Raw genomic sequence first — 22,572 nt, forward strand, 5'->3', positions numbered from 1 at the left:
TTACCTCTGGTTAAAACCGAGAGGATTGAATATAAGGAAATATTATTTCTTTTCTTGGTCGATTGGATATGGCGAGGAGACCTCGCCATCCCTCGACCGCTTTTTTCCTCTTGAAAGAGGAGGCTTTAAACCTGAATTATTTAATTAATAATTAATAATTAATAATTATTCGGTAAACAATATATTAATAATTTGTAAAATACAGGGTTATAGGTTTTATCTTGATCTGCAGACGAATAGGCTAGAAAAATAGAATTGAAGTTGCTAATCTAATAAGATAGATATTCTTATTTCCTCTAAATTTAAGTAATCTAACTAATAGGATGATGCTCAGAAAAGTAACTTACAAAATAGAAAACATTAATAGTCTTCTAGAATCAGCCATAAAATAAATGTTGTTCTCCAGACTGAAGTAATATTTGATGATAACTATTACTCTTTACTACAAATTTAACGAATATTCTCCATCGTTATTTACATTCCTAATAAGGGAAATAATTCCAATCATATTATCCAGTTAAGGTGTACTTCCCCTATCCAATAGGGTAATAAAGTTATAATAGAAGACAACACAGCACATAAACATAAATTACTCTAATAAATCAACCAAATACTTAGAGATACAAACAATAATATTAAGCCAAATAAAAGACACTTATCTGACATCATTAGAGATGTCTTTTTCAGCATATTTTTTATGATAAAGTTTACCTTACAAATATTCAGAACATTGATCAAGCTAGGCAATTAATTGGAAGAAGAGAAAGACCTGATATATTGTTGTGTTCGGAGGCGATAATGCTCCATATTGCTAATGCGATGGTTACCAAAGACTTCTCAAATAAATAACTTCCCTAAAGGCTTTTGACGACGACAATACTATAATTTGAATTATACTCTATATTCTCTAATTCATTAATTTTAATATGACTAATGTCCCCCCCCTAGATTTAACACAACAATATGAAATAATCAGTGAACAACTAAATGCCAAAGTTCAAGAGGTACTTGCTTCTGGTCGTTACATTGGTGGCTATATTGTTGATGACTTTGAACAACAATTTGCTAAATATATAAAAGTATCTCATTGTGTATCCTGTAACTCTGGCACTGATGCTCTATTTCTAGCTTTACGAGCTGTAAATATTGGACCTGGTGATGAAGTAATTACTACTCCTTTCACTTTTTTCGCTACTACTGAAGTAATTAGTGCAGTAGGAGCAACTCCAATTTTTATTGATATTGACCCCCAGACTTTTAACTTAGATATTGAACAACTTGAAGCAGCTATAACAGAAAAAACAAAGGCTATTTTGCCAGTACATTTATTTGGTCAACCGGTAAATATGACCCAGTTGATGGCGATCGCTCGTCAGTATAATTTAATAGTTATCGAAGACTGTGCCCAAGCTACAGGAGCAGAATGGCATAACCAAAAAGTCGGAAGTTTTGGTGATATTGGTTGTTTTAGTTTTTTTCCTACTAAAAATTTAGGAGCTTTTGGAGATGGGGGCGCTCTGACCACAAATAATCCAGCGATCGCTGCTCAAGTGCGGATGCTCAAAAATCATGGACAGTCTGACAAATATTTTTATGAAGACATCGGTATTAACAGTCGTTTAGACACCATACAAGCTGCAATTTTGCAAGTTAAATTACCTTATCTAGATAGTTGGAATCAGCAACGTCGCGACTTGGCAGATATTTACCATAAATTTATTAGTAGCATAACTGGTGTAGTTCCTCCCCAAGAGTTACCTGGAGGTAGATGTGTTTGGAATCAATACACAATTATGCTTAAAAGTCAAGAGTTACAGGCTACAGCAAAGTATCGTTTTTTTAATTCTCTGCGCGATTGGGTTCGTATTCAGCTACAAAATAAGGGAATAGGTTCAGCAATTTACTATCCCACACCTTTACATTTACAACCCGTTTACAAATCTTTGGCGCACCATCAGTTGCCGATTGTAGAAGAAGTTTGCCATCAAGTTTTGTCTTTGCCTATGTTTCCTGAACTTTCAACTCCACAACAAGAGCAAGTTATATTTGCTTTGAAAGATTGTTTGCAAGAACTATAGTATTTTTGACTTTAATATTTCTTTAAAATTTATTTGGGAAATTTGTAGTTTTGTATACTATACTTAATAAAAATAAAAAAAATTTAATGTAAAATAGCAAGGATAAAATTTGATATGTAGCACTACGCATTTACGGCGCGGATATTTATAAATTCCATTGGCGGAATATATTGGCACCGAAAACTTAGTCAAAAATAGTTTTAACTTTTGACTTGTGCATAGCGCTATACCTTCTGAATTACTGAGAATTTGCCATTAGTTAAGTAGAGAAAGAGCGTGATACACAAGAATAAATATGAAGGAAAAATTTCAGTTCAAGAAATAAAACTAATTTACAGAAAACTAACAATTAGTCTTCACTGAAAGACTACCAATATCCTTTACTTATTCGTGTGGTGAAACACCCTTCCTTTTTTCAGATGTCTTACCTATCAACCCTATATATAGTCAATCAAAACTATAGTACCACACTATTTGTAGTGTTGAAGCCTAAAAAAAGCCGTAAGTCATATTTAACTTAAATCATTTAAAAATGTTGTAGGTCTCAGGTTATATTTTGAGCATAAGATCATAGATTTTAGGTAATAAAAATTTACCTATATACCTAACAACTTCAGCTTGTAGAAACAATAAATAAAAAATATAAAATTTAAGAGGAAAATATTAAAAGTGGGTAAAAATCACTTTAATTCAAATAGACGGTACGATCCAGAAGCGATCGCTGAATATTACCATTATCGTCTTTGGTTAGTAATCTGGAGATTTCTTGTTATAACTTCTTCTTTTGCTAGTTTTCTTTTGGGAGTTTTGTGGGATAAATGGCGATATCACAAAGTTGAAGATACTCCCGAACGAGCAACTCAACTGCGAAGAATACTAACTCGCTTAGGACCAACATTTATTAAAGTAGGTCAGGCACTATCAACAAGACCTGATTTAATTCGTAAAGATTTTTTAGAAGAACTCATAAAGCTACAAGATCGGTTACCAGCTTTTGATAATGAGAAGGCAATCTCAATTATAGAGACAGAGTTAGGCCAAAACATCAACAATATATATAGCGAAATTTCTCCTAAACCAATTGCAGCAGCTAGTCTAGCTCAAGTTTATCAAGCACGTCTTCGGACTGGCGAGAATGTAGCAGTAAAAGTTCAAAGACCAAATTTACTACCTATCATAACTCTAGATTTATTCTTGATGCGATGGGCAGCAAGTTGGTTAGCTCCTTGGTTGCCTCTGAATCTCGGCCATGATTTATCCATGATTGTAGATGAATTTGGCACAAAACTATATGAAGAGATTGACTATATAAATGAAGGGCGTAATGCAGAAAGATTTGCTACTTATTTCGCAGATGACCCAAGTGTGAAAGTACCATCAATATATTGGCGTTATACGACCACCCATGTTTTGACCCTAGAATGGATTGATGGTCTGAAATTATTAGATACAGAAAAAGTTCAAGCAGCAGGTCTTGATACTGATACTCTAATTACTGTAGGTGTAACTAGCGGTTTACGTCAATTACTAGAGTTTGGTTTTTTTCATGCAGATCCTCATCCCGGCAACTTATTTGCATTAAAAGATGGTCGAATGGCCTTCATTGACTTTGGCATGATGGATCAATTGGAGCAGGATACTAAAGAAACTTTAGTTGACTCAGTAATTCATTTAATTAATAAAGATTATCAAGAGTTGGCTAAAGATTTTGTCAAGCTTGGGTTTCTTGCACCAGATGTAGATATTCAGCCAATTATACCAGCTCTAGAAATAGTCCTGGGAGATATTATGGGTGAGAAAGTCAAGGATTTTAACTTCAAGACGATTACAGATAAATTCTCGGAATTAATGTATGATTACCCTTTCCGAGTGCCTGCTAAGTTTGCCCTAATTATTCGTTCTCTAGTTACCGAAGAGGGTTTAGCTCTTTCCCTAAATCCAGATTTTAGAATTGTAGATGTAGCTTATCCTTATGTAGCAAGAAGGTTATTAAAAGGTGAGTCCCCAGCATTACGTCGTCGGTTGATTGAAGTATTGTTTAAAGATGGAAAGTTTCAGTGGCAAAGGCTAGAAAATTTGATTGGCATAGCCCAGACAGACCAAAATTTTGATATACTACCTACTGCTCAATTAGGTTTACAATATCTTTTGAGCGAAGAGGGTGAATTTCTCCGAAAAAAATTGATACTAGCAATAGTAGAAGATGACCGGATTCATACAGAAGAAGTTGGTCGTCTGTGGGGTTTAATTCAAGAAGACCTTCAACCAAATCGTTTGTTTAATCTTGCTCTGGGTGCTCTAGCAGAATTTTCTACAGAGAGAGCTGCGGCAATTTTACCTTCTGTAATGGCAATGACAAATTATCAAGCAAGGAGTTAGGAGCCAGGAGTAAGAATTGAATTTTGTATATTCTTGGATGAATAGGGAGGAAAAAAAGAGATCGATAGTCATAATTTTTCCTCGACTCTTTTGTTAGTAATTAATTCAAATATTCTTGTGTCTCAATTATTATGAAACACAAATAAAACTAATAAGTTAATATTCTGATATTGCTGGATTACAGACAAATAGACCTCTCCGAAAAAGATATAGATTTTTGTCTGGAGTAGGGAACAGCGGACAGGGAACAGACAGGATATTTTTGTCCTAAAAATATCCAAAATGATTTAATGGTCAACTTTGACAACTCTATTGCTTTCAATTGCTTATGTTAAATCAAAGACTTGTTTATTTTCTGGAGATGTCTAATGTTAATTTAGCTATACAATAACTCTGTAATTCAGCAGTATTAATTACCAAAGACAAAACCAATAAATATATCAATCAAGGAAGTATTTTTTTGTGTATAATCTGCCTCAACCTCCCTATCTTTTAATCGCAGTTGGTTTGTTGATGAGCTTATCTTCGGGAGTAGTATTTGCTAAATTAATTAAGCAACTGGTTCAAAATTGGTCAGAAGATCCTGCTACTTGCAACATAGAAACTATGAGAGGATTAACATTACAAATTCCTTATTTAGGTATTGCTAGTGGTGCATTAATTTTTTTATCCTCAAGCTTACAATTATTTGGATTTACTAATTTAGTTGCCTATTCTATCTGTTTGCCTTTAACTCTAGGAACTGGGTTAGTTGTTTGGATTCAGCTCAGAAAAATTTTAGATAAGATGGAACTGGGTAGAAAGGAAAAGAATTAGAATTATCTCATCAATATTGAAATATATATAGTAATATTATTTGAAATGTGAACTGGAGTGGATCTATTACACTGTCAGGCTAGAAGCATAAGGTACAAATATTTTACAAATCATTTCATATTGCTATACTTCCTCGTTAATGTCAAACAGTAGTCAATATAATAATATAGCAAAAAAATGAGTAATATTATAGTAACAGGTGTTGGTGGATTTATTGGGTCTCATTTAGCAGAAACTCTATTAAATCAAGGTAATAAGGTAATAGGAATAGATCAGTTTAATGATTACTATGACCCTGCTTTGAAGCGTCAGAATATTTCTCAATTTAAAGACAATCCTGCTTTTCAACTAATAGAAAATGATATTCAATCTTTGAATTGGTCAGAGTTACTGGTAGATATAGATATAGTCTATCATCAAGCTGCCCAAGCAGGTGTTCGTGCTAGTTGGGGTGAAGGTTTTCGTAGTTATACAGAACGTAATATCAATGCTACTCAAATAATTTTAGAAGCTGCTAAAGATGCTCCTAATTTGAAAAGATTGGTTTATGCTTCTACTTCTTCTGTATATGGTAATGCTGAAACTTTCCCCACCCCAGAAACTATTTGTCCTCAACCAGTATCTCCTTATGGAATTACTAAGTTAGCAGCAGAACGATTAGGTAAGTTGTATCATCAAAATTTTGGTGTACCATGTGTATATTTGCGTTACTTTACAGTTTACGGTCCTCGGCAAAGACCTGATATGGCCTTTCATAAATTTTTTAAGTGGATTTTGCAAGATGAACCAATTTCTATTTATGGAGATGGTCAGCAAACTAGAGATTTTACTTTTGTCAGTGATGCAGTAGCAGCTAACTTAGCAGCAGGTACAGTACCAGAAGCAGTAGGTGAAGTATTTAATATAGGTGGAGGTAGTCGGGTAGTATTAGCAGAAGTAATTAATATGATGGAGGAAATAGTAGGACATCCAATTAAGAGAAATTTTGTGGAAAAAGCGAGGGGAGATGCTCGTCATACCAGTGCTGATGTTTCTAAGGCACAGAAAATTTTAGGTTATCAACCTCAAGTTTCTTTGAAAGAGGGATTGCAAAGAGAATGGGAATGGGTGCAGTCTCTCTATAGTTAGATTTTTATTTATTATTATTGTCTGATAAAATATTTATAGAGTAAGGTGCTGAGTCAACACTTTACTCTTTAATTAAAATACGAACATTACAATAATAAAATTCAAAATCTATCAAAACTCTTAATAACAAAATAAGTATCTTTGAAGTTTGATATAGGGTTTCTCAAGTTAGTGAAGTACAGTTTTTTATTCTTTTATATTCCTTTTATTTCCCGAATTCCTACTCCCTGAAACCAACTAATTTTGTACCTCAATCAGAGATGGTAATTGCTATAAGTTGAAAGACGTAAAAGATTATTCTAATGAATTGAATTTATTGCCCAATTTTTTAAATCGGTAAATCAATGAAAATTATCTTTGTTAAAGTTATTATAATTTAGTCGATAGATTAGTTTTGATATTTTATCCTCGGCGTCTATAGAAACCAGATTTTATACTGATCATCGATAATAAAATTCAAAATCTCCTAAAGCCATTATCCTATTTTTATTTAAACGATAATGATATCCCATCCTCTTTTGTAATTTATCCCAAGAAGTTGCTTTTGATTTACTACGAGAAGCATCCCAGTGCTGAGTCACTCGACTAATTTTTTCCCACGCTTCACTATTAATAACCCATCCTACTTTTGCCGCAGCTAATCCCATTAAACTACCTTCTCCAGCGTGCATTCCTTTTAATTGTGCATACCTAGAAACCTTTCCCCAAGTTGACAAAAATTCTATTTCTTTACCATTATCTCTAACCAGAATAAATAAAGATTCTCCTATCCAACTAGAATTATTAAATGAATTATCCGAAATATTTAGCTTCTCTGCTAATTTTTTTAATATTGGTAAACTAGAAGCTCGATATTTTGAAACGTGTTCTACTAGATTTTTATAGCGTCCAGTAATTCCTGGTTTCCATTCAATATCTTCTGGTAGTGATTCTAAAATTCTAGTATCAGCATTTATAATATATAGCTACTGGAAATAATGATATTGCTTTCTGGCAAAGAAATCTTTTATAGTTATAACAATGTTGAATACCTTGTTGATGATGTTTAAAAGCAATTAAATTTTTATAGCTACTAAAATCATCAGGTTTCTCTGTATAAATTACCAGGGAAGTTCCGGGAGAATTTGTTTCCAAGTCTTTAGCTAACTCCTTGATTATATCGCCATATCTTTGCCCTAGTGCCAAAGTACAAAAACAAAAAAAATTTTGTTCCTGAGTTATATTTTTACCTAGAAATTTTAACAATAAAAAATGCTTAAAATTATTTGAGTTGGATAAGTGGAAAAATTAGGGAAGAATTTTAAGTCTAACAAGGGTAGTAACTAAAAAATATCTTGAATAATTCCTTAAATATAAATTTATATACTCCAATTACTCTCAGAAGTAAGGTACAGAATTATAGGTTTGAGGCAATAGCCGATCTAGCAAAAGGCAACATAAAAAAACAAGTATAAATTATGCTTCTAGAGAAACTCTATATTTTTAATTTTTCAAGTTTTTCTAACTCTATAAATTATCAATATATCCCTGTTGAAAAAAAATTTTTGCCTTCTTTAGTTAACTTTTTTTAATTTACCACCCTGTAAAGTGTAAATTTATTTTGGCGATTGGGTTTTTCTGGATCGAAATCATCTTAAATATATTAAAAATCCTTATAGCAGTTTCCTTACATTAACTTTTCTTGATTTGCCGAGCTATATTTTTGACTTTATCAATAAGTTTTTCTCCTAAACTTTTTTTCTTTTCTGTCTTTTTAGGATAGTGGGTTGGTTTTGCTTCGCCCAGATATCGATAATGCTCCCAAATATCCCAATAGGGGCATCCTGGTTCAATCCGAAAACCTGCCCAATGTAAATATTGTACAGGTTTACCTACTTTAGGGTCAATCAAGCGATCGCCTTCCCTTTGAAAATGAGGACTACCTGCCCAGCTTCCTGGACCTTTACCTTCTGCTCGCTGAACCAGATTCAATCGCCGAGAAATATGTTTTAATACGATATAGTTAAATATTGGTTGATCTGTAGTTTTTTCGGAAAAGTCAAAATATTCAGTATGGGCAGCACATTCGGCAAAAGTTTCATATAATTCATTTTCTGTAAACAGGTTTTTCTTTGATGCCCACCACCCACTATTAAATACATCTTGAAGTTGTTCTTGAGTAAAGATTTTATTGTCTATAACTTTGGATGTGAATACATTTTTTATTCCACTTAAATATTGATAGTCGCAACACAAAAAGTCATAATCTGCTAAGTATTTGAGATTATCGGCGATTTTTTCAAACACAACAATATCAACATCAATATATAGAAATTCGTCGAACGGTCCAAACCAACAAGCTTGTTTTTTTTGTTTGTTAGGGGTGTTAAAAAAGCCTTGACCGAAAATGTTATATAGTTTGTTACATAAATTATCTACAAATTCTAAGTCTGGATAAATTTCTACTCCATATTTACTTGTAACTATTTCTGCTACTTGTTGATAATTTTCATCAAAAGGAATCATCATAATTGGAGTATCAGAATCATACGATCGGATACTTTTCAGGAGAGCAATTGTGTTATCAAGTACCTTATCATTAGCAACAATATATATTCCTTTCATAATTTTTTCCTTAGCGGTTTAAACCCAGTTTTTTGCAGATTTTAGTTATGAAATTTACTGAGGGATTATCAAGTTCTAGTTTACCTGTAAATTTTAGTCTTTTCTCTCCTGATAATGTAAAAAAATCTCTCAATAGGGAAAATCTAAATTTTCTCCCTAACACATCCTAGTAATTTTTTTAGAATCAACTCCTAGATAATTAATATATTTTGCAATCCTAGATGTTTAGCAACAATATAGATGGTTAGCAACAATATAAATTTCTTTGAGATTTTTTGACCGAATAACTAATTATTTTGATTGAAAGCCTCTCCTTTTAAGGAGAAAAAATTAAAATGTTTGACTTTGATCCAGTCCTCTTCTTGAAAAGAAGAGCTAATTATTAATTGTTAATTTTTGAATTAGCGATTTAAACCTAGTTTTTTGAATACTTTAGTCATTAGATTTACTGGTGGATTTTCTGGTTCTGGTTTCCCTGTAAATTTTGGTCTTTTATCTGGTTCGTGGAGATAACGATAGTGGAGAAAAATTTCTCGATAAGGAAAATCTAAATTTTCTCCCTGACAAAGCCTGGCAAATCTTTTAGAAGAAACTCCAATATAATGAAGATATGTCAGTCTTTCTCCTTTATCATATAGTACATTATTTCTTTCTTCAAAATGAGGTGATGTTACAGAACAACCTGTTCTTTTTTCTGGAGGTAAATCAAGACCAAAATTATAAACAGGAATATCCAATCGCATTTTCATATAGTTGAGTAAAGATTGGTTTGGAGCGGATGTATATAAAACTTCTCCTTCTCCAGAGTTGAGCTTTTCTACTAGAAACTCTCTTTGTGATTCGGAAAATAAACCCCTTTTTCCTGCATAAAATCCCGCACAAAAAATTTCAGATTCAATCCGTGATTCTGGAAAAACTTCAAACAGTTTAGGGGAGTCTAAATTAAAAATATGAGAGGGGTCTTTATACTGAAAATCATAGACAACAAAGTCATCTTTATCCAACTGGTCAAAAATATATTCAACGGAATTTAAGACCAGAATATCCGCATCAAAATACATAAACTTTTCAAAAGGAGCTTGAGGATCGAAGCCACAATATCTACGATTCATGCCAATTCGATTTACTCCTTTAATACCTTTTTCTGCCCACATATTTAGGGCATTTGGATGACCTTTCCAAGCTTGGTAAGAAAATTCTTCCCAAGGGACAAATATCTCTGGATTGTCTAAAAATTGAACATTTTTACGTTTTTCTATATCTGCTTGGACTTTTTCAGTATTATCATCATAAGCAATAACACAAACTGGGGTTTCACTGCCGACATTTACCTCTATACTATTGAGTAGGGCTACCAGTTGATCGAAGACAACATCATTTGCTACTGTATATATACCGTTGGTCATTTCAGTTATCAATTATCAGTTATCAGTACCTCGTGCAATAGGGAGCCTTGAAATACTGAAGTTTACTTTTTTCATTCCCCTAAAAGTGGAGACTAGAGACCCTATTTTTGGGTCATCAAAATAAATTTGAATTACTGCTATTGATTATATCAATAATTCCATGCAATACTAATTTAACCTACTTTTATACTTTTATCTCAATAATCAATTATTTTTGTTTACTCTTTTTGATAGGAATAATTACTGATGCACAAAAAGGTCATATTTATAATGTCAAGTGGGCATTCTGGTTCTAGTCTTTTATCACTAATTTTAGGCAGTCATCCAGACTGTTTTTCAGCAGGTGAATTAGTAGGTCTTCCCAATCGTTATCGTCAGCAAAAGCCCATTGATTGTGTAAATATGACATCTGAATTTTGGGAAAAAACTTTTGGAGAAAAAGGACTATATGAGTTGGCTAGTGTTCTAGGAAATACTCGTTTAAATAAGTATATTCCTTTAAAGTTTGAGAAAAAAATCAGACAAATTTTCAAAATAGACCAAATTTTTAATCCTTACTCTTTTATGTTTTCCAAGCTAGATAATAAAAGGGTTATTATTGATGCTAGCAAAGGTTATCCTTGGATTGGAGAAAAAATTCAAGCTCAAGAATTTACATCAGGAAGAGTAGAAGCGTATTTAATTCATTTAGTTCGTGATGGTAGAGCTGTTGTTAATTCTTATCTCAGAAAATATCCTCATTGGGATATGGCTAAGGTGGCAACAGAATGGGTAGAAAAACACAAACTAAGAAATGATTTTTTTGAAAAATTTAATCCTGAAAAAAGAATTGAAATTGCTTATGAACAATTAGCTAGTAATCCTCATCAAACTGTGGAAAAAATTTGTAATTTTGTGAATATAAATTTTGTTCCTTCTATGATAGAGTATTGGCAATACGATCATTATGATGTTTCTGGTAATTCTGGTGCTTATTCTCTAATTCGTCGCTATAAAGGACAAGAGATAGAAAATGAAGTACGACAAAAAATTCATGGTGATTATTATAAAAAGATGGATCTTACTATCAAATTAGATTTACGTTGGCAGAGAGAATTATCACCTGAAAAACTAGAAATATTTGAGAGTGTTGCGGGGGAAGTTAATAAGCCTTTTGAGTGGAATTAAAGATAATCACATTAGAGTAAGCGTTGCATATTTGTAGGATAATTGTACCCTAAAAATGGGTATAGATGTTGCTGACAAAATAATAGTTTAGGAAAAGTAAGTAAAATATCTAAATTAATATTTTATTAGTACATAAATAGAATCATATTCTTAGAAAGAAGAACATTATGAAAGCCATAGTTTTAACTTACGATAAAAATCATGATATTTGCGACCACATGATAACTTCCTACCAAAGAAAATGGTCAAAAAATCCTTTTACTTTTAGAGTACCTTATCAACAGTATCCTCACTTTCTCAAATAAAAATATGGTTCTAAAATTGAATTAATTCAAACACCTAAAGACATTAAGCCTACAATTATGACTTTATTACAAGATTTAGCAGATGATGAATGGATTTATTGGTGTATGGATGACTATTACCTAATCGATCTTAAAGAAAAAAAAGTCAATCAAATATATGAGTGGGTGAAAACTATTACCGACCCAAGTATATGCGCAATATTATATAATAGGTGTGGTGCTTTATTAAGTGAAAAACATTTAAACTTGAACAATACAATATCCTCAACCGACCAACAAATTTTCATTGAAAGAAAAAATTTAAAAAAAATCTGGAATCATCAATTTTTAAGAGTTAAAGTTTTAAGATATCTATTTGAAAATTTTCCAGAAGGAAAGTTTGATGCTCACGAGACAGATAAATATAAAGATAATTTAGAGATATTACTAGATCAAAGATTATATGTTTCTCAAGAAAATTTACTTATTCTAGGAGAAAGTACCAGACATGGTAAATATACTATGAATTGTATAGATAGCCTGAAAAAAAATAGATTGAATATTACTAAACAGCGTGATACTTATCAAAAAAATTATCGTTTTCAAGGAAGGTTTTTATCTTCTAAATTTGACCTTATCAGAATATTGACGAATAGATTTTTTTAAATAACTCAAAAATTGAAGGAGGAAGTTAATTCCGATGACTATGCCTAATTTTTTAATTATTGGTGCGCCTAAATCTGGCACTACATCTTTATATGAATACTTGAAACAACATCCTCAAATTTTTTTTCCAGAGAAAAAAGAACCACATTTCTTTTCTTTTGAAGGTAGAACTCAAGGATTTAACGGACCTTCACAAGCAAATTTTATGAAGAAAAGGATTACTAAAATAGAGGATTATAAAAAACTTTTTGAAGAAGTAAATGATGAACTTGCTATTGGAGAAGCGTCTACATCCTATTTATACATTCCCGAAGCAGTGGAAAGAATTAAAAAATATGTTCCAGAGGTAAAAATTATTGCTATTCTTCGTCATCCTGCTGACAGAGCATTTTCCGATTATTTACAACATTGGAAAGATGGGGGTGAAGTTTTTTTAGATTTTGCTGATGCTCTTAAACAAGAAGAGAAACGTCTGAGTCAAGGTTGGAGTCCTTTCTGGCAATATAAAGGGATTGGGTTTTATTATGTTCATTTGAAACGTTATTTTGAAATTTTTTCTCCTGACCAAATTCGCATTTATTTATATGAAGATATTAGAGATGAGCCTCTAAAAACTGTGCAAGATATTTTTAAATTTTTAAATGTAGATAATAATTTTACACCTGATTTTTCTCAAAAATATAATGTTTCAAAATTAAAACGGATGCCTCGTAATACTAAATTACATAATTTTTTGACTCAGGAGAATCCTATTAAATCTTTTTTCAAGGTTTTGTTTCCGATGGAACTACGCAAAATTATTACAGGATATATAAAGAAAAAAAATACTGTTCAGGTTAGTGAATCATTTAAACCATCTTTGCTTCCTCAAGTGCGTCAACAATTACTAGAGGAATATAGAGAGGATATTTTAAATCTTCAAAGTTTGATAGATCGGGATCTATCTGCATGGTTAAAATACTAAATACTAAAAATTTTTAGAGGAGCACACACCGATGAAAAGTTTTATTAAGACAAGTTATCAGCAACTATTAGAACGCTATCAAATTAGTAAATTAGCGATCGCTTCTTTATCTAAAGGGTTAATTAATCGTAACCTTTTTAATAATGTAGAAAAGTATTGTATGTTTATCGGTTATCCTCGAAGCGGACATAGTTTAGTGGGAGCTTTGATTGATGCTCATCCGAATATTATTCTTAGTCATGAACTAGATGCTCTTCAATATGTGGAAGCAGGTTTTAGCAAGCTACAACTTTACTCTTTACTGTTAAACAACTCCCAGTATTTTATCAACAAAGAGAAAAGTTTAATTCCCGAAACAGAAATACCTAAAGGCAGGTTTAAGTATAAAGTTCCCAATCAATGGAATGGAAAATTTGCTAATTTAAAAATAATTGGTGATAAAAGAGGAGGAGGAACAACTAAAAGGTTAAAAGACAATTTTCAACTGTTTAAGGATTTAGAAAATCAAGTCAAGATTCCTCTCAAAATTCTTCATGTCGTTAGAAATCCATTTGATAACATCAGTTCAATTTATAAAAAATGCCTTTCAAAAAGTTTGGAGTGGAGTATTGATTACTATTTTGACTTGTGCTATGCCAATGAATATATTATCAAAAGAATTGATAGTAATAAAATTTTCCTTTTGAAGTTAGAGTCTTTGATAGAAAATCCTCAAATGCAACTTAAAGAAATAACTCAATCATTTTTGGAATTAGAAACTAATGACGATTATTTGGAAGATTGTTCAAGTATTATCTTTAGTTCTCCTAATAAAAGTCGTAGTAAATGTCCCTGGAATCAAGATTTAATTGAACTTACTCAAAGAAAAATAGACCAAGTTAATTTTTTACAGGGATATAATTATGATAACTAGAAATAGATCAATATATAAGATTGACCTGTCATAATTTTCTAAGAAAGCTAATAACTATACTTGGTTTAGCACCATAATTTATACAAATAATTATTAACTCCAGTTATAATCATCTCCTAAAAAATCGGACAATTTTCTATTGTAAGGCTCGAAGTATTCTGTCAATCTTCTTCTCGTTTCATCATTCATCTTTTGGCGGTTTTTTTTATATTCCCCAGAAAGATAAACCTCAAAGGTATTAGGCTGAAATTGCGGTAAGTCTAGGAAATTTAATACTTGAGAATAAATTTCTGATTGATTGGTAAATAAATCTTCACTTTTGATAAATAAAAATTGTTGTTGAGGAAAATAATGCAGCCAATCTTGAATTTGTTCTATATACCTACCTCTGGATAAATATGAATAAAAGGTATAATTACGACTCCGATATCTTTCATCATTTAATATCTTTTCTCGCTCACCCTTCAACCTTTCTTCTTCTCGATCTATCGCCTCTTCAAAAGATAGATTTTCATATCCTCTAGCTACATTTCTTTGATAATGAGAAAATGCTCTATTTATAGGATTTCTTAAAACTGCTATTAGTTTAACTTGAGGAATAGTTTTAGCTATTCGTTGACCAACTAGAGGATGAAAAATATAATAAGGACTACCTTCTCCAGTCACATAATCTAAGTTTGAAAATAAAGGAAAATGACTTCTATACCAATAAATACCCTTGTGGAAATTTTTATCAAAAAAATGAACTTCCTTCTTTTTAGCAGGTATGATTTGAGGGTGCTGAATTAAATAGTTATATAGTGATGTTGTTCCAGATTTCATCACACCAATGATGATAAAATTAGGAAGTTTTCTAAATGGACTAGAAATAAATCTATAGTTAGTAAAGTTTTCAGAAAAAGACAAAGCATCTTTAATTGCTTTTTTCATATAATTTTTTATTTTAAGATTATCGGAAAGCAGAAATACGGTTTTTTAAGCCATTAACTCTAATACTCAAAAAACATTTCTGTAAATAGATAGATTGTCTCCAAGATGATAAACTACACCAACATTTGTACTCAGGAATAGCAGTATTACTTAAAAATCTACGCCATTGCATTAAAACACTTTGAGGGTCAACTTCCTTAGCACGAATTTGACCATTTTCTCTAACTTTTTGAGACATTTTAGGATTATCTCTAAGACGCTTTAATATATTAATAGCCTCGTCTAAAGAAGCAACTTCAAAATAGTCAAACTCATTTTTCCGTTCTGACTGAAAAGCTGATTCTTTTCCTAAAATTGCAGGTACACCAGCGTGCCAAGCATTATAGAGTTTAGTGGCTGGTTTTTGAGTATAATCTTGCTGTTGAAAATTACGAACAGCCACAATAGCATCAATATTACTATAATCATGCCAGCGATTTTTAGGGATAATTTCCCAATTTAATCCTAACTCCTCTAATTGTTTTGACCAAGAAGCAGCCTTTAATTCTGGCGCTAAATTAAAACTAATGCCAAAATAACCAATATTTTCAAAGCGATCGTCCCTATCAGGATCACGAGGAATTAATCCTGGTTGTCTCCAATGAGTAATGTAATAACTATTTTTCAATTTTTTGGCATCTTGAGGATTTTGGACAACTTGTAACTGAGCATAAGGATGAGGATTTCGATCTGGTTTAATACAGACCATTAGAACCTTCGGTGTTGGTCTTAGTTTGTAAGGGAAAGAATCTCTATGAGCAATAATAATTCCTTCGTCTGGCATAGTTCCTACTAAGGTACAAGGAAATCCATCTGCTTTAAGATAAAGATAGGTTTGTAAAGTCCAAGAGTATATTCCTTGGCCAAATTGTTCCCAATAAACATCTGGTTGCTCTGGCATATTATCTAACCAATCTTTTTGGGGAAGATAAAAATATATTGGGGGTAAATCTGTCATTTCAGTTATTAGTTATTAGTTATCAGTTATCACTACCTCTAATAATTAGGGAGATTGAAGATTTTATTGATTTGGCAAGATTAATTTATTAATGTTTAATTTGGCTAAAATTTTAATCATTTTGATAAATTTCTACCAATTAAATATTCAAACTTTAAATATATCTTCCTGGTAGTCATAAATTTTTGCTTTCTAACATTTTAGAGAAAGTTTTAGTTGACCTAAATCTTTAATTTTTGAGAAAATCACTTTGGGCAATAGGGAAGCTAGAAATTTTATTTATTGTTCATCTGTATCAATTAATCTTTATCTCCCTAAACTTCTAACCATTTTGATAAATCTCTACCGATTAAATCCTGAAGTTTTAATATATCTTCCCGATACTCTGCAATTAATTGCTTTCTGATTTTTGGAGATAATTTTGGTTTACCTAAATTCTTCTTTTTGAGAACACCTGCTATTTTTTTCCTAATTCCCATTGGCATAAATAATTTCAAACTATCTTTAATGGGATTCGGACGATTTAGTAAAGTATTAAGAGTTTGATTTTTGGCTACGTTTGTAGGATTATGTACTTTTGCCACATTTAAAACAAAAGTATCATCTACTCCCAAAAATTTAAAGATATCTTGAGTTAAAGCAATAGGATCTTTTCTAATATCCTCATACAGATAAACCTTTATTTGATTAGCAGGAAATAAATCGAAATAACGCTTGAGTTGGAGATAATAAAAACCTCGACGTTTATGATGCCATTGGAAACTCCAATTATTTTCTACTCGCCAATCTTCTTGCTCTAATGTTTTCTTAAAATCAGGTTCTGGTTCTCTACCATTACTTAGAGAAAATAAAAAGTGAGAAAAAGCTCTTTCTGCTGGATCTCTAAGAATAGCAATTATTTGAGCATCAGGTATATAGTTATGTATTCGCAGTGGAGCTTTTTCACTATATATGTATGAAGTAGAAGCTTCCCCAATTGCTATTTCATCTGTCACTCCAGCAAATAATTCTTGGTAGCTTTCTAAATCTGTAATTGCATTCTGCATCAAATGAACACCTTTAGGACCAATTCGTTCTTTACTTTCTCCTTCTAAAGTAAAAAAATCAGGTTCTTTTTGGTCTCTAGAAGCTGGCATATAAATTTGAGGATGTTGCTTCAGATAATAATAAAGAGAAGAAGTACCAGACTTAGCAGCACCGATTAATAAAAAATTTGGCATTATCATTTCAGTTATCAGTTATTAATTATTAGTTATTAGTTATCAGTACCAACCGTTGAAGTTTAAAACTTGAAATACTGAATCAAATATTTTTTTCATCCCCTATCGAAGGTTATACTTTATCAACCTCTTTACTTAACATAAAACTTGAGAAAAGTACAGAAGTTCTGTATTTGCCATTTAATGGATATGTCAGGAGAGTAAACGTATTTAATTAGAAACTTTTCTCACCCCCCACCACCGCATCACCCCATCAACCAATCTATTTTTTAATACCTCCTTATGATATTTGACTTAACCACAACTTAGCTATATTTTCCCAAGTTTCATCTTTGACTAACTCAACATTTTTTTCTCGGATTTCTTGAAGTTGTTCCGGGTTTTTTAGTAATTCTACTATTCTATAGGCTAATGCTTCTTGAGTTTCTTTGTCGTAAGGATGACCGGCGACTTTAACACAATAACTTTTATCTTGTAATCCAGCATAATCTGTTGTAACTGGTACTGATCCTACTAAAGCAGATTCCCGGACTGTATTACAATCTAATTCTTCAAAAGTACAACCATAATAATTAATTGATGAAGTAGATTTTTCTTCCATTAGTTGTTCTCGTCCTACTTTGCCACGTTCATTTACTCCTGGTTGCTGCATTAGTTTTAACATTTTTTCTTTCCAATCTGGATCGATTTTCCTACCCCAACCATAGTAAATATTCAGTTCTGCTGATGGAATTTCTTTTTTAATAATCGGCCAGCCAAATTCTAACATTCTTTCTAGCCCCCTAATATAATTAGAAGCATAAATAATTTTATGAAGCTCTTTAGGATTTTCATAGAGGAATGAAAAAAATGGTTCTATTCCATTAGGGATAATCGCAATTTTATTGTCAGGTATTTCTGGTAATAAAGTACGATGATAATTGTTCTTGCAGAAAATTTTATCGTAGTGCTTTAATTTTTCATAAGTAACTTCCCTAGGCAGTAATACCGATCCTAAATCTAACCATACTCTATTAGCTTGAATTGGAAATTTTATTCTCCAGGCAAATTGCCACATAATTAAAGTATCAAAACTATCGTAAGGATTAAATTTTGAATAGTGATGATATTCTACTCCATCATAGACACCTTCTTTATTGCCACAGTTATTATAAACAGCAACCTTGTAACCCAACTTTACCCATTCTCTGCCCAGAAAAACTATTCTAGCATCAGCTCCTCCTAATCCAGTTTTAAGACTTTCCGGAGACCATTGATAAGGAGTTTCACCAGTGTAGTAAACAATAGATTTTTCTGACCATACTTTAGGTGTTATTCTTTTTTTTAATCCAATTAACTTAGAATTAAAATTATTGAGTAGTTTCTTAATAGCCACAGTTGATTACTCCCAGTAAATTTTTCTACTTTCCTAACTCTGTCAACAGAAAGATTCACCCTATTCAGGATTGTATTGGATAGTTTCCCAAAGATGGCCAGAAAATACCTGTCACATCCGATGGAGAAATTACTTATTTCATCGATCATAGCCTCTTGAGGTCTTTACTCAAAATTATCATCCAATGAAATGCAACTATCTGCTACTTGTTCTTCAAAATATATTTCTCAGAATAGTTGCCATTCTATTAATTTTCATTTTTTTATATTACTTCAAATTAATTATTGACAGATCAACTCTACTATGCTCTAGTCTCTACTTTCAATCTTTGTAAATTAAACTTATTCAAAAGTTTTGTGATATGATTCTAACATGGAAGTGTGTCTACTCAAAGGATGATTTTTTTAGAGTAGAAGATTCTATTTCTAAATTATCTTAAAAATGAAGTCATATACTATAGTCTAACGCAAGTAGATTAGCAAAAAAAATATCAAATATCCTCAAAAATTATTACCTTATTTTATTGTCTGCTTTAAACATATATTATGCTAACATCTCTCAAAAAGTGGCTCAAATCTCAAATTCCCTTCACGAAAGATTTAACTAAAAAACTAAGTGCTAAAAAATGGCCGGAAAAGTCAATTGTATATTATCTAGGAAAGCGGTTTTTGGTACTAGAATCTGATATTAAAACTAAGGGTGCAAGTGGTTCAGATACTGCAGTATTCTTTTTAACTAGAGAATGGATCAAGCAAGGATATGATGTAACAATTTTCACTAATTGTGAAGATAAAGAGGGTATTTATGGAGGAGTTAAGTATGTTAACTATGACAAAATCAACTGGTACGATACTTTTGACACTTTAATTATGTGGCGACATCCTAAAATGTTGCCTACCTACGCTAAGGCAAAAAGAATCTGGTTTGATTGGCACGATATAATTACATTTAATCCTATATATTTAAACCCCTATAATAAAATTTTTGTCAAAAGTTATTACCAGCGTAATTTATTACCAGATATACCTGATGATAAATTCGTAGTTATTAATAATGGTGCTGATTCTACTGTTTTTGAACTGAGTAAAAACGAAAAACAACCATATAGATTAGTATATGCTTCCAGGTACTATCGAGGTTTAGAATTCATGTTAATGTGGGGATGGGAAATTATCAAAAGAGAAATTTCTGAAGCAGAACTCCATATCTATTATGGCTGGACAAAGCGCGATTTTAGTAAAAAGTTAATACCTTGGAAGCAAAAAATGACAGAATTAATGCAGCAGCCAGGAGTAATAGAACATGGTAGTATAGGGCACAATCAATTAATGTATGAAAAATCTACTTCAGCTATTCATTATTATGGCTGTGCTTATGAAGAAATAGATTGTATTTCATTACGGGAATCGGCAATGGTAGGCTGCGTTCCTGTTACTACTAATTATGCAGCAATTAAGGAAAAGGATTATTGCATTAAGGTAGATGGCGACCCTCAAGTTAAGGAAACTCAAGAAGCTTTAGCTTATAAAGTTGTCGAGCTTTTGAAAAACCCTCAAGAATTAGTAGGTATTAGGGAAAAAATTCAACAATATGTCAAAAATGAAACTTGGGAAAATGTAGCACCATTATGGTTGAAAAATATTGATTAAAACGAATAATGATAAAAATTTCTTTCTAGTCTAGAGAAATAAGTAGGTAAATTTCTAACTTTTTCCCTGCTTCATAACTACTTAAACAAAAATAGAAAATTTGCTTCTCATTAACCTCTATAATTAGAAAGTTATAATTAAAAGCTTTGTGGGAAAATGTCTAATTATTGATTAGTTTAGTTTCTAATTACAGCACTTTTGGCGGATAGTGAGGTACAGTTAATTAATTCTCTGGTGTCTCTTGCCTGTTTCCTAAATTCCGACAGTTTTGTACCTCATCAACTCTAAAACTGCTGTAATTAGGGGTAGGAAAAATATTAAATTTTGGAGCAACTATGAAACTAATACTTCCTATAGAATTTTATCGTAAAGGTGGAGTAGAAAGGGTAATATGTGGAACAATAGAAGAATGGATTGAAATGGATGCAGTAGAAGAAATTATATTAATTTTCCCAAAGAAAGACATTCCTTATTTTCAACAAAAGTTACCTAAATCTCCAATAATCAAATACGAATCATTTACATTACCTCCTAAATCTTTACAATCTCGAATACTTTCTTTAATTAATAAGTTTTCATCTTTATCAGATAATTTTAAGGCTAAAAAAGTTAAAAGTTTTTTTAAGCGTCTCCGTCGTAAATATCAGAGTGAGTTTAGTATCAAATATTTAACTAGTCGTTATCAAGCTACTCATTGTTTGTACTTTTTAGCTAATAGATTAGATACACCTAATCTTGATATTCCTTTCGCAATGATTTCGTATGATGTATTCTGGAGATTTTCACCACTAACTTATCCAGAATCTTATATTAAAGAATATGATTTAAGCTTATTAGAATGGTTGGAAAAGGTCAATATTGTTTTTACTATTTCTGAAAAAACACGAAAGGATATTCTCTCGGTTTTTCCTGAATTTAGTGGCAAAATAAAAGCTGTACCTATATCTGGTTTTCCTACTAAGTCAAATGCTTCACAAAGGTTATTGGGTTTAGCAGAAAATTCTCATGAATCTAATGATGAATTACCAATTTTTTATTTGCCTTCTTCTTTTGGTGTTTATAAGGATCACTTAACTTTGTTAAAAGCTGGTATTAAACTTGCAGAAAAAAAGTTGAAGTTTAAAATAGTTTTGATTGGTAAAGAAACCGATAACTTGATTGCGGGGAAAATTAGTTTATCTCAACAAAAGAACAGTCAAGAATATATTGATTATCTGCATCAATGTCAGGAAATATCTCAGAATAATCAAAATATAATGCAGGAGTATTTTGAGGGGTTAGGATATTCTTCGGATGAAGATGTAGAAAAATGGTATCGCAATTCTTCTTGTGTAGTTTTTCCTTCTAAATACGAAGGTTTTGGTTTGGCTTTATCGGAGGCAGTTGTTAGAGGAATACCTGCTATTGTGTCAGATTTAGAAGTTTTTCGAGAACAGGTAGAGCTTTATCAATGTGGCGATCTGGTAGATTTTTTCCCGGTTGGTGATGTGGATGCTTTAGCGAATTGTATGGAAAAATTTATTCTTAATCCTCGGAAGAAGTTATCTGCTGAAGAAATAGATACACGCTTTTCTCATTGGACTTGGAGAGAGACTGCTAAAGAGTATGTCCGTTTGTTAGGAGAGTTGTAAAAAGTTGCCCGTTAAGTTTAATTTTAAAAAGGAACAAGATTGAGTGACAAATTTCAACTTATAAATTCAGTAGTATTTGCCTACCTCAGTGAGAACCTAAGTATCAAAATTGAACTAAGACGTTTGAGTTAAACCAATAGTCTGCTCAAGAGGCGATCGCTCAGACAATTATCTAAAATCCAAAAACTCAGACGTTGTAGTTCACTCAAAGTTATATTCAGTTTTCTTGTGGAGCTATAAAGTTGGCTGTTAAGTTGAATTTGAAAAATAAATTTTACCTACCCTAGTCAGAAGCTAAGTATCAAAATTTAACTAAGACGTTTGAGTTAAACCAATAGTCTGCTCAAGAGGCGATCGCTCAGACA

At 31.7% G+C, this 22,572-nt stretch carries 18 protein-coding genes; 10 read left to right on the forward strand and 8 right to left on the reverse strand.

The window, feature by feature from the left end; translation table 11 throughout:
• The first annotated feature begins 926 nt into the window (after positions 1-926).
• The 4 genes from ACP6PL_RS29110 to ACP6PL_RS29125 all read left to right on the forward strand — a co-directional run bounded on the left by ACP6PL_RS29110 (position 927) and on the right by ACP6PL_RS29125 (position 6,401).
• Positions 927-2,078 (forward strand): DegT/DnrJ/EryC1/StrS family aminotransferase, encoded by a 1,152-nt coding sequence (locus ACP6PL_RS29110; protein ID WP_426548842.1) that lies wholly within the window; start codon positions 927-929, stop codon positions 2,076-2,078.
• Between the two features lie 669 nt (positions 2,079-2,747).
• Complete coding sequence (locus tag ACP6PL_RS29115) at positions 2,748-4,457, forward strand: ABC1 kinase family protein (protein ID WP_426548843.1); 1,710 nt, start codon at positions 2,748-2,750, stop codon at positions 4,455-4,457.
• 462 nt (positions 4,458-4,919) lie between these two features.
• Positions 4,920-5,273, forward strand: a complete 354-nt coding sequence (locus tag ACP6PL_RS29120; RefSeq protein ID WP_426548844.1) for a hypothetical protein — start codon at positions 4,920-4,922, stop codon at positions 5,271-5,273.
• A 177-nt stretch (positions 5,274-5,450) separates the two neighbouring features.
• Positions 5,451-6,401 (forward strand): NAD-dependent epimerase/dehydratase family protein, encoded by a 951-nt coding sequence (locus tag ACP6PL_RS29125; protein WP_426548845.1) that lies wholly within the window; start codon positions 5,451-5,453, stop codon positions 6,399-6,401.
• 440 nt (positions 6,402-6,841) lie between these two features.
• On the opposite strand, the gene ACP6PL_RS29130 is transcribed toward ACP6PL_RS29125, so the two are convergent.
• The 4 genes from ACP6PL_RS29130 to ACP6PL_RS29145 all read right to left on the reverse strand — a co-directional run bounded on the left by ACP6PL_RS29130 (position 6,842) and on the right by ACP6PL_RS29145 (position 10,411).
• The gene (locus ACP6PL_RS29130; protein WP_426548846.1) at positions 6,842-7,117 is read right to left on the reverse strand and encodes a hypothetical protein; all 276 of its coding nucleotides are present in this window, start codon (positions 7,115-7,117) and stop codon (positions 6,842-6,844) included.
• A gap of 229 nt (positions 7,118-7,346) precedes the next feature.
• Positions 7,347-7,646, reverse strand: a complete 300-nt coding sequence (locus ACP6PL_RS29135) for a hypothetical protein (protein ID WP_426548847.1) — start codon at positions 7,644-7,646, stop codon at positions 7,347-7,349.
• A 426-nt stretch (positions 7,647-8,072) separates the two neighbouring features.
• Positions 8,073-9,008, reverse strand: a complete 936-nt coding sequence (locus tag ACP6PL_RS29140) for an Npun_R2821/Npun_R2822 family protein (RefSeq protein ID WP_426548867.1) — start codon at positions 9,006-9,008, stop codon at positions 8,073-8,075.
• Between the two features lie 398 nt (positions 9,009-9,406).
• Positions 9,407-10,411, reverse strand: a complete 1,005-nt coding sequence (locus ACP6PL_RS29145) for an Npun_R2821/Npun_R2822 family protein (RefSeq protein WP_426548848.1) — start codon at positions 10,409-10,411, stop codon at positions 9,407-9,409.
• 246 nt (positions 10,412-10,657) lie between these two features.
• On the opposite strand from ACP6PL_RS29145, the gene ACP6PL_RS29150 reads away from it, so the two are divergent.
• The 4 genes from ACP6PL_RS29150 to ACP6PL_RS29165 all read left to right on the forward strand — a co-directional run bounded on the left by ACP6PL_RS29150 (position 10,658) and on the right by ACP6PL_RS29165 (position 14,405).
• Positions 10,658-11,578, forward strand: a complete 921-nt coding sequence (locus ACP6PL_RS29150; RefSeq protein ID WP_426548849.1) for a sulfotransferase — start codon at positions 10,658-10,660, stop codon at positions 11,576-11,578.
• Positions 11,579-11,940: 362 nt separating this feature from the next.
• Positions 11,941-12,528 (forward strand): hypothetical protein, encoded by a 588-nt coding sequence (locus tag ACP6PL_RS29155; RefSeq protein WP_426548850.1) that lies wholly within the window; start codon positions 11,941-11,943, stop codon positions 12,526-12,528.
• A 34-nt stretch (positions 12,529-12,562) separates the two neighbouring features.
• A complete protein-coding gene (locus ACP6PL_RS29160; protein WP_426548851.1) occupies positions 12,563-13,492 on the forward strand; it encodes a sulfotransferase family protein in 930 nt (309 codons plus the stop codon).
• 31 nt (positions 13,493-13,523) lie between these two features.
• Positions 13,524-14,405, forward strand: coding sequence for a sulfotransferase domain-containing protein (locus tag ACP6PL_RS29165; RefSeq protein WP_426548852.1), 882 nt, complete (start codon positions 13,524-13,526; stop codon positions 14,403-14,405).
• 93 nt (positions 14,406-14,498) lie between these two features.
• Here the strand turns inward: ACP6PL_RS29165 and ACP6PL_RS29170 are convergent, their stop codons facing one another.
• From ACP6PL_RS29170 to ACP6PL_RS29185, 4 genes are all read right to left on the reverse strand, one after another.
• Complete coding sequence (locus ACP6PL_RS29170) at positions 14,499-15,335, reverse strand: sulfotransferase domain-containing protein (protein WP_426548853.1); 837 nt, start codon at positions 15,333-15,335, stop codon at positions 14,499-14,501.
• A gap of 19 nt (positions 15,336-15,354) precedes the next feature.
• Positions 15,355-16,332 (reverse strand): hypothetical protein, encoded by a 978-nt coding sequence (locus ACP6PL_RS29175; RefSeq protein ID WP_426548854.1) that lies wholly within the window; start codon positions 16,330-16,332, stop codon positions 15,355-15,357.
• A 314-nt stretch (positions 16,333-16,646) separates the two neighbouring features.
• Positions 16,647-17,558 (reverse strand): sulfotransferase family protein, encoded by a 912-nt coding sequence (locus tag ACP6PL_RS29180; protein ID WP_426548855.1) that lies wholly within the window; start codon positions 17,556-17,558, stop codon positions 16,647-16,649.
• A gap of 274 nt (positions 17,559-17,832) precedes the next feature.
• On the reverse strand, positions 17,833-18,927 hold the full coding sequence (locus ACP6PL_RS29185; RefSeq protein WP_426548856.1) for a glycosyltransferase family protein: 1,095 nt from the start codon (positions 18,925-18,927) through the stop codon (positions 17,833-17,835).
• Positions 18,928-19,472: 545 nt separating this feature from the next.
• Between ACP6PL_RS29185 and ACP6PL_RS29190 the strand changes: the two genes are divergently transcribed.
• A complete protein-coding gene (locus tag ACP6PL_RS29190) occupies positions 19,473-20,576 on the forward strand; it encodes a glycosyltransferase family protein (protein ID WP_426548857.1) in 1,104 nt (367 codons plus the stop codon).
• 335 nt (positions 20,577-20,911) lie between these two features.
• Positions 20,912-22,207, forward strand: a complete 1,296-nt coding sequence (locus ACP6PL_RS29195; protein ID WP_426548858.1) for a glycosyltransferase — start codon at positions 20,912-20,914, stop codon at positions 22,205-22,207.
• Positions 22,208-22,572 lie beyond the last annotated feature (365 nt).

Source organism: Dapis purpurea BLCC-M126, from assembly GCF_050015975.1.
In the GTDB taxonomy this organism is placed as follows: domain Bacteria; phylum Cyanobacteriota; class Cyanobacteriia; order Cyanobacteriales; family Microcoleaceae; genus Trichodesmium.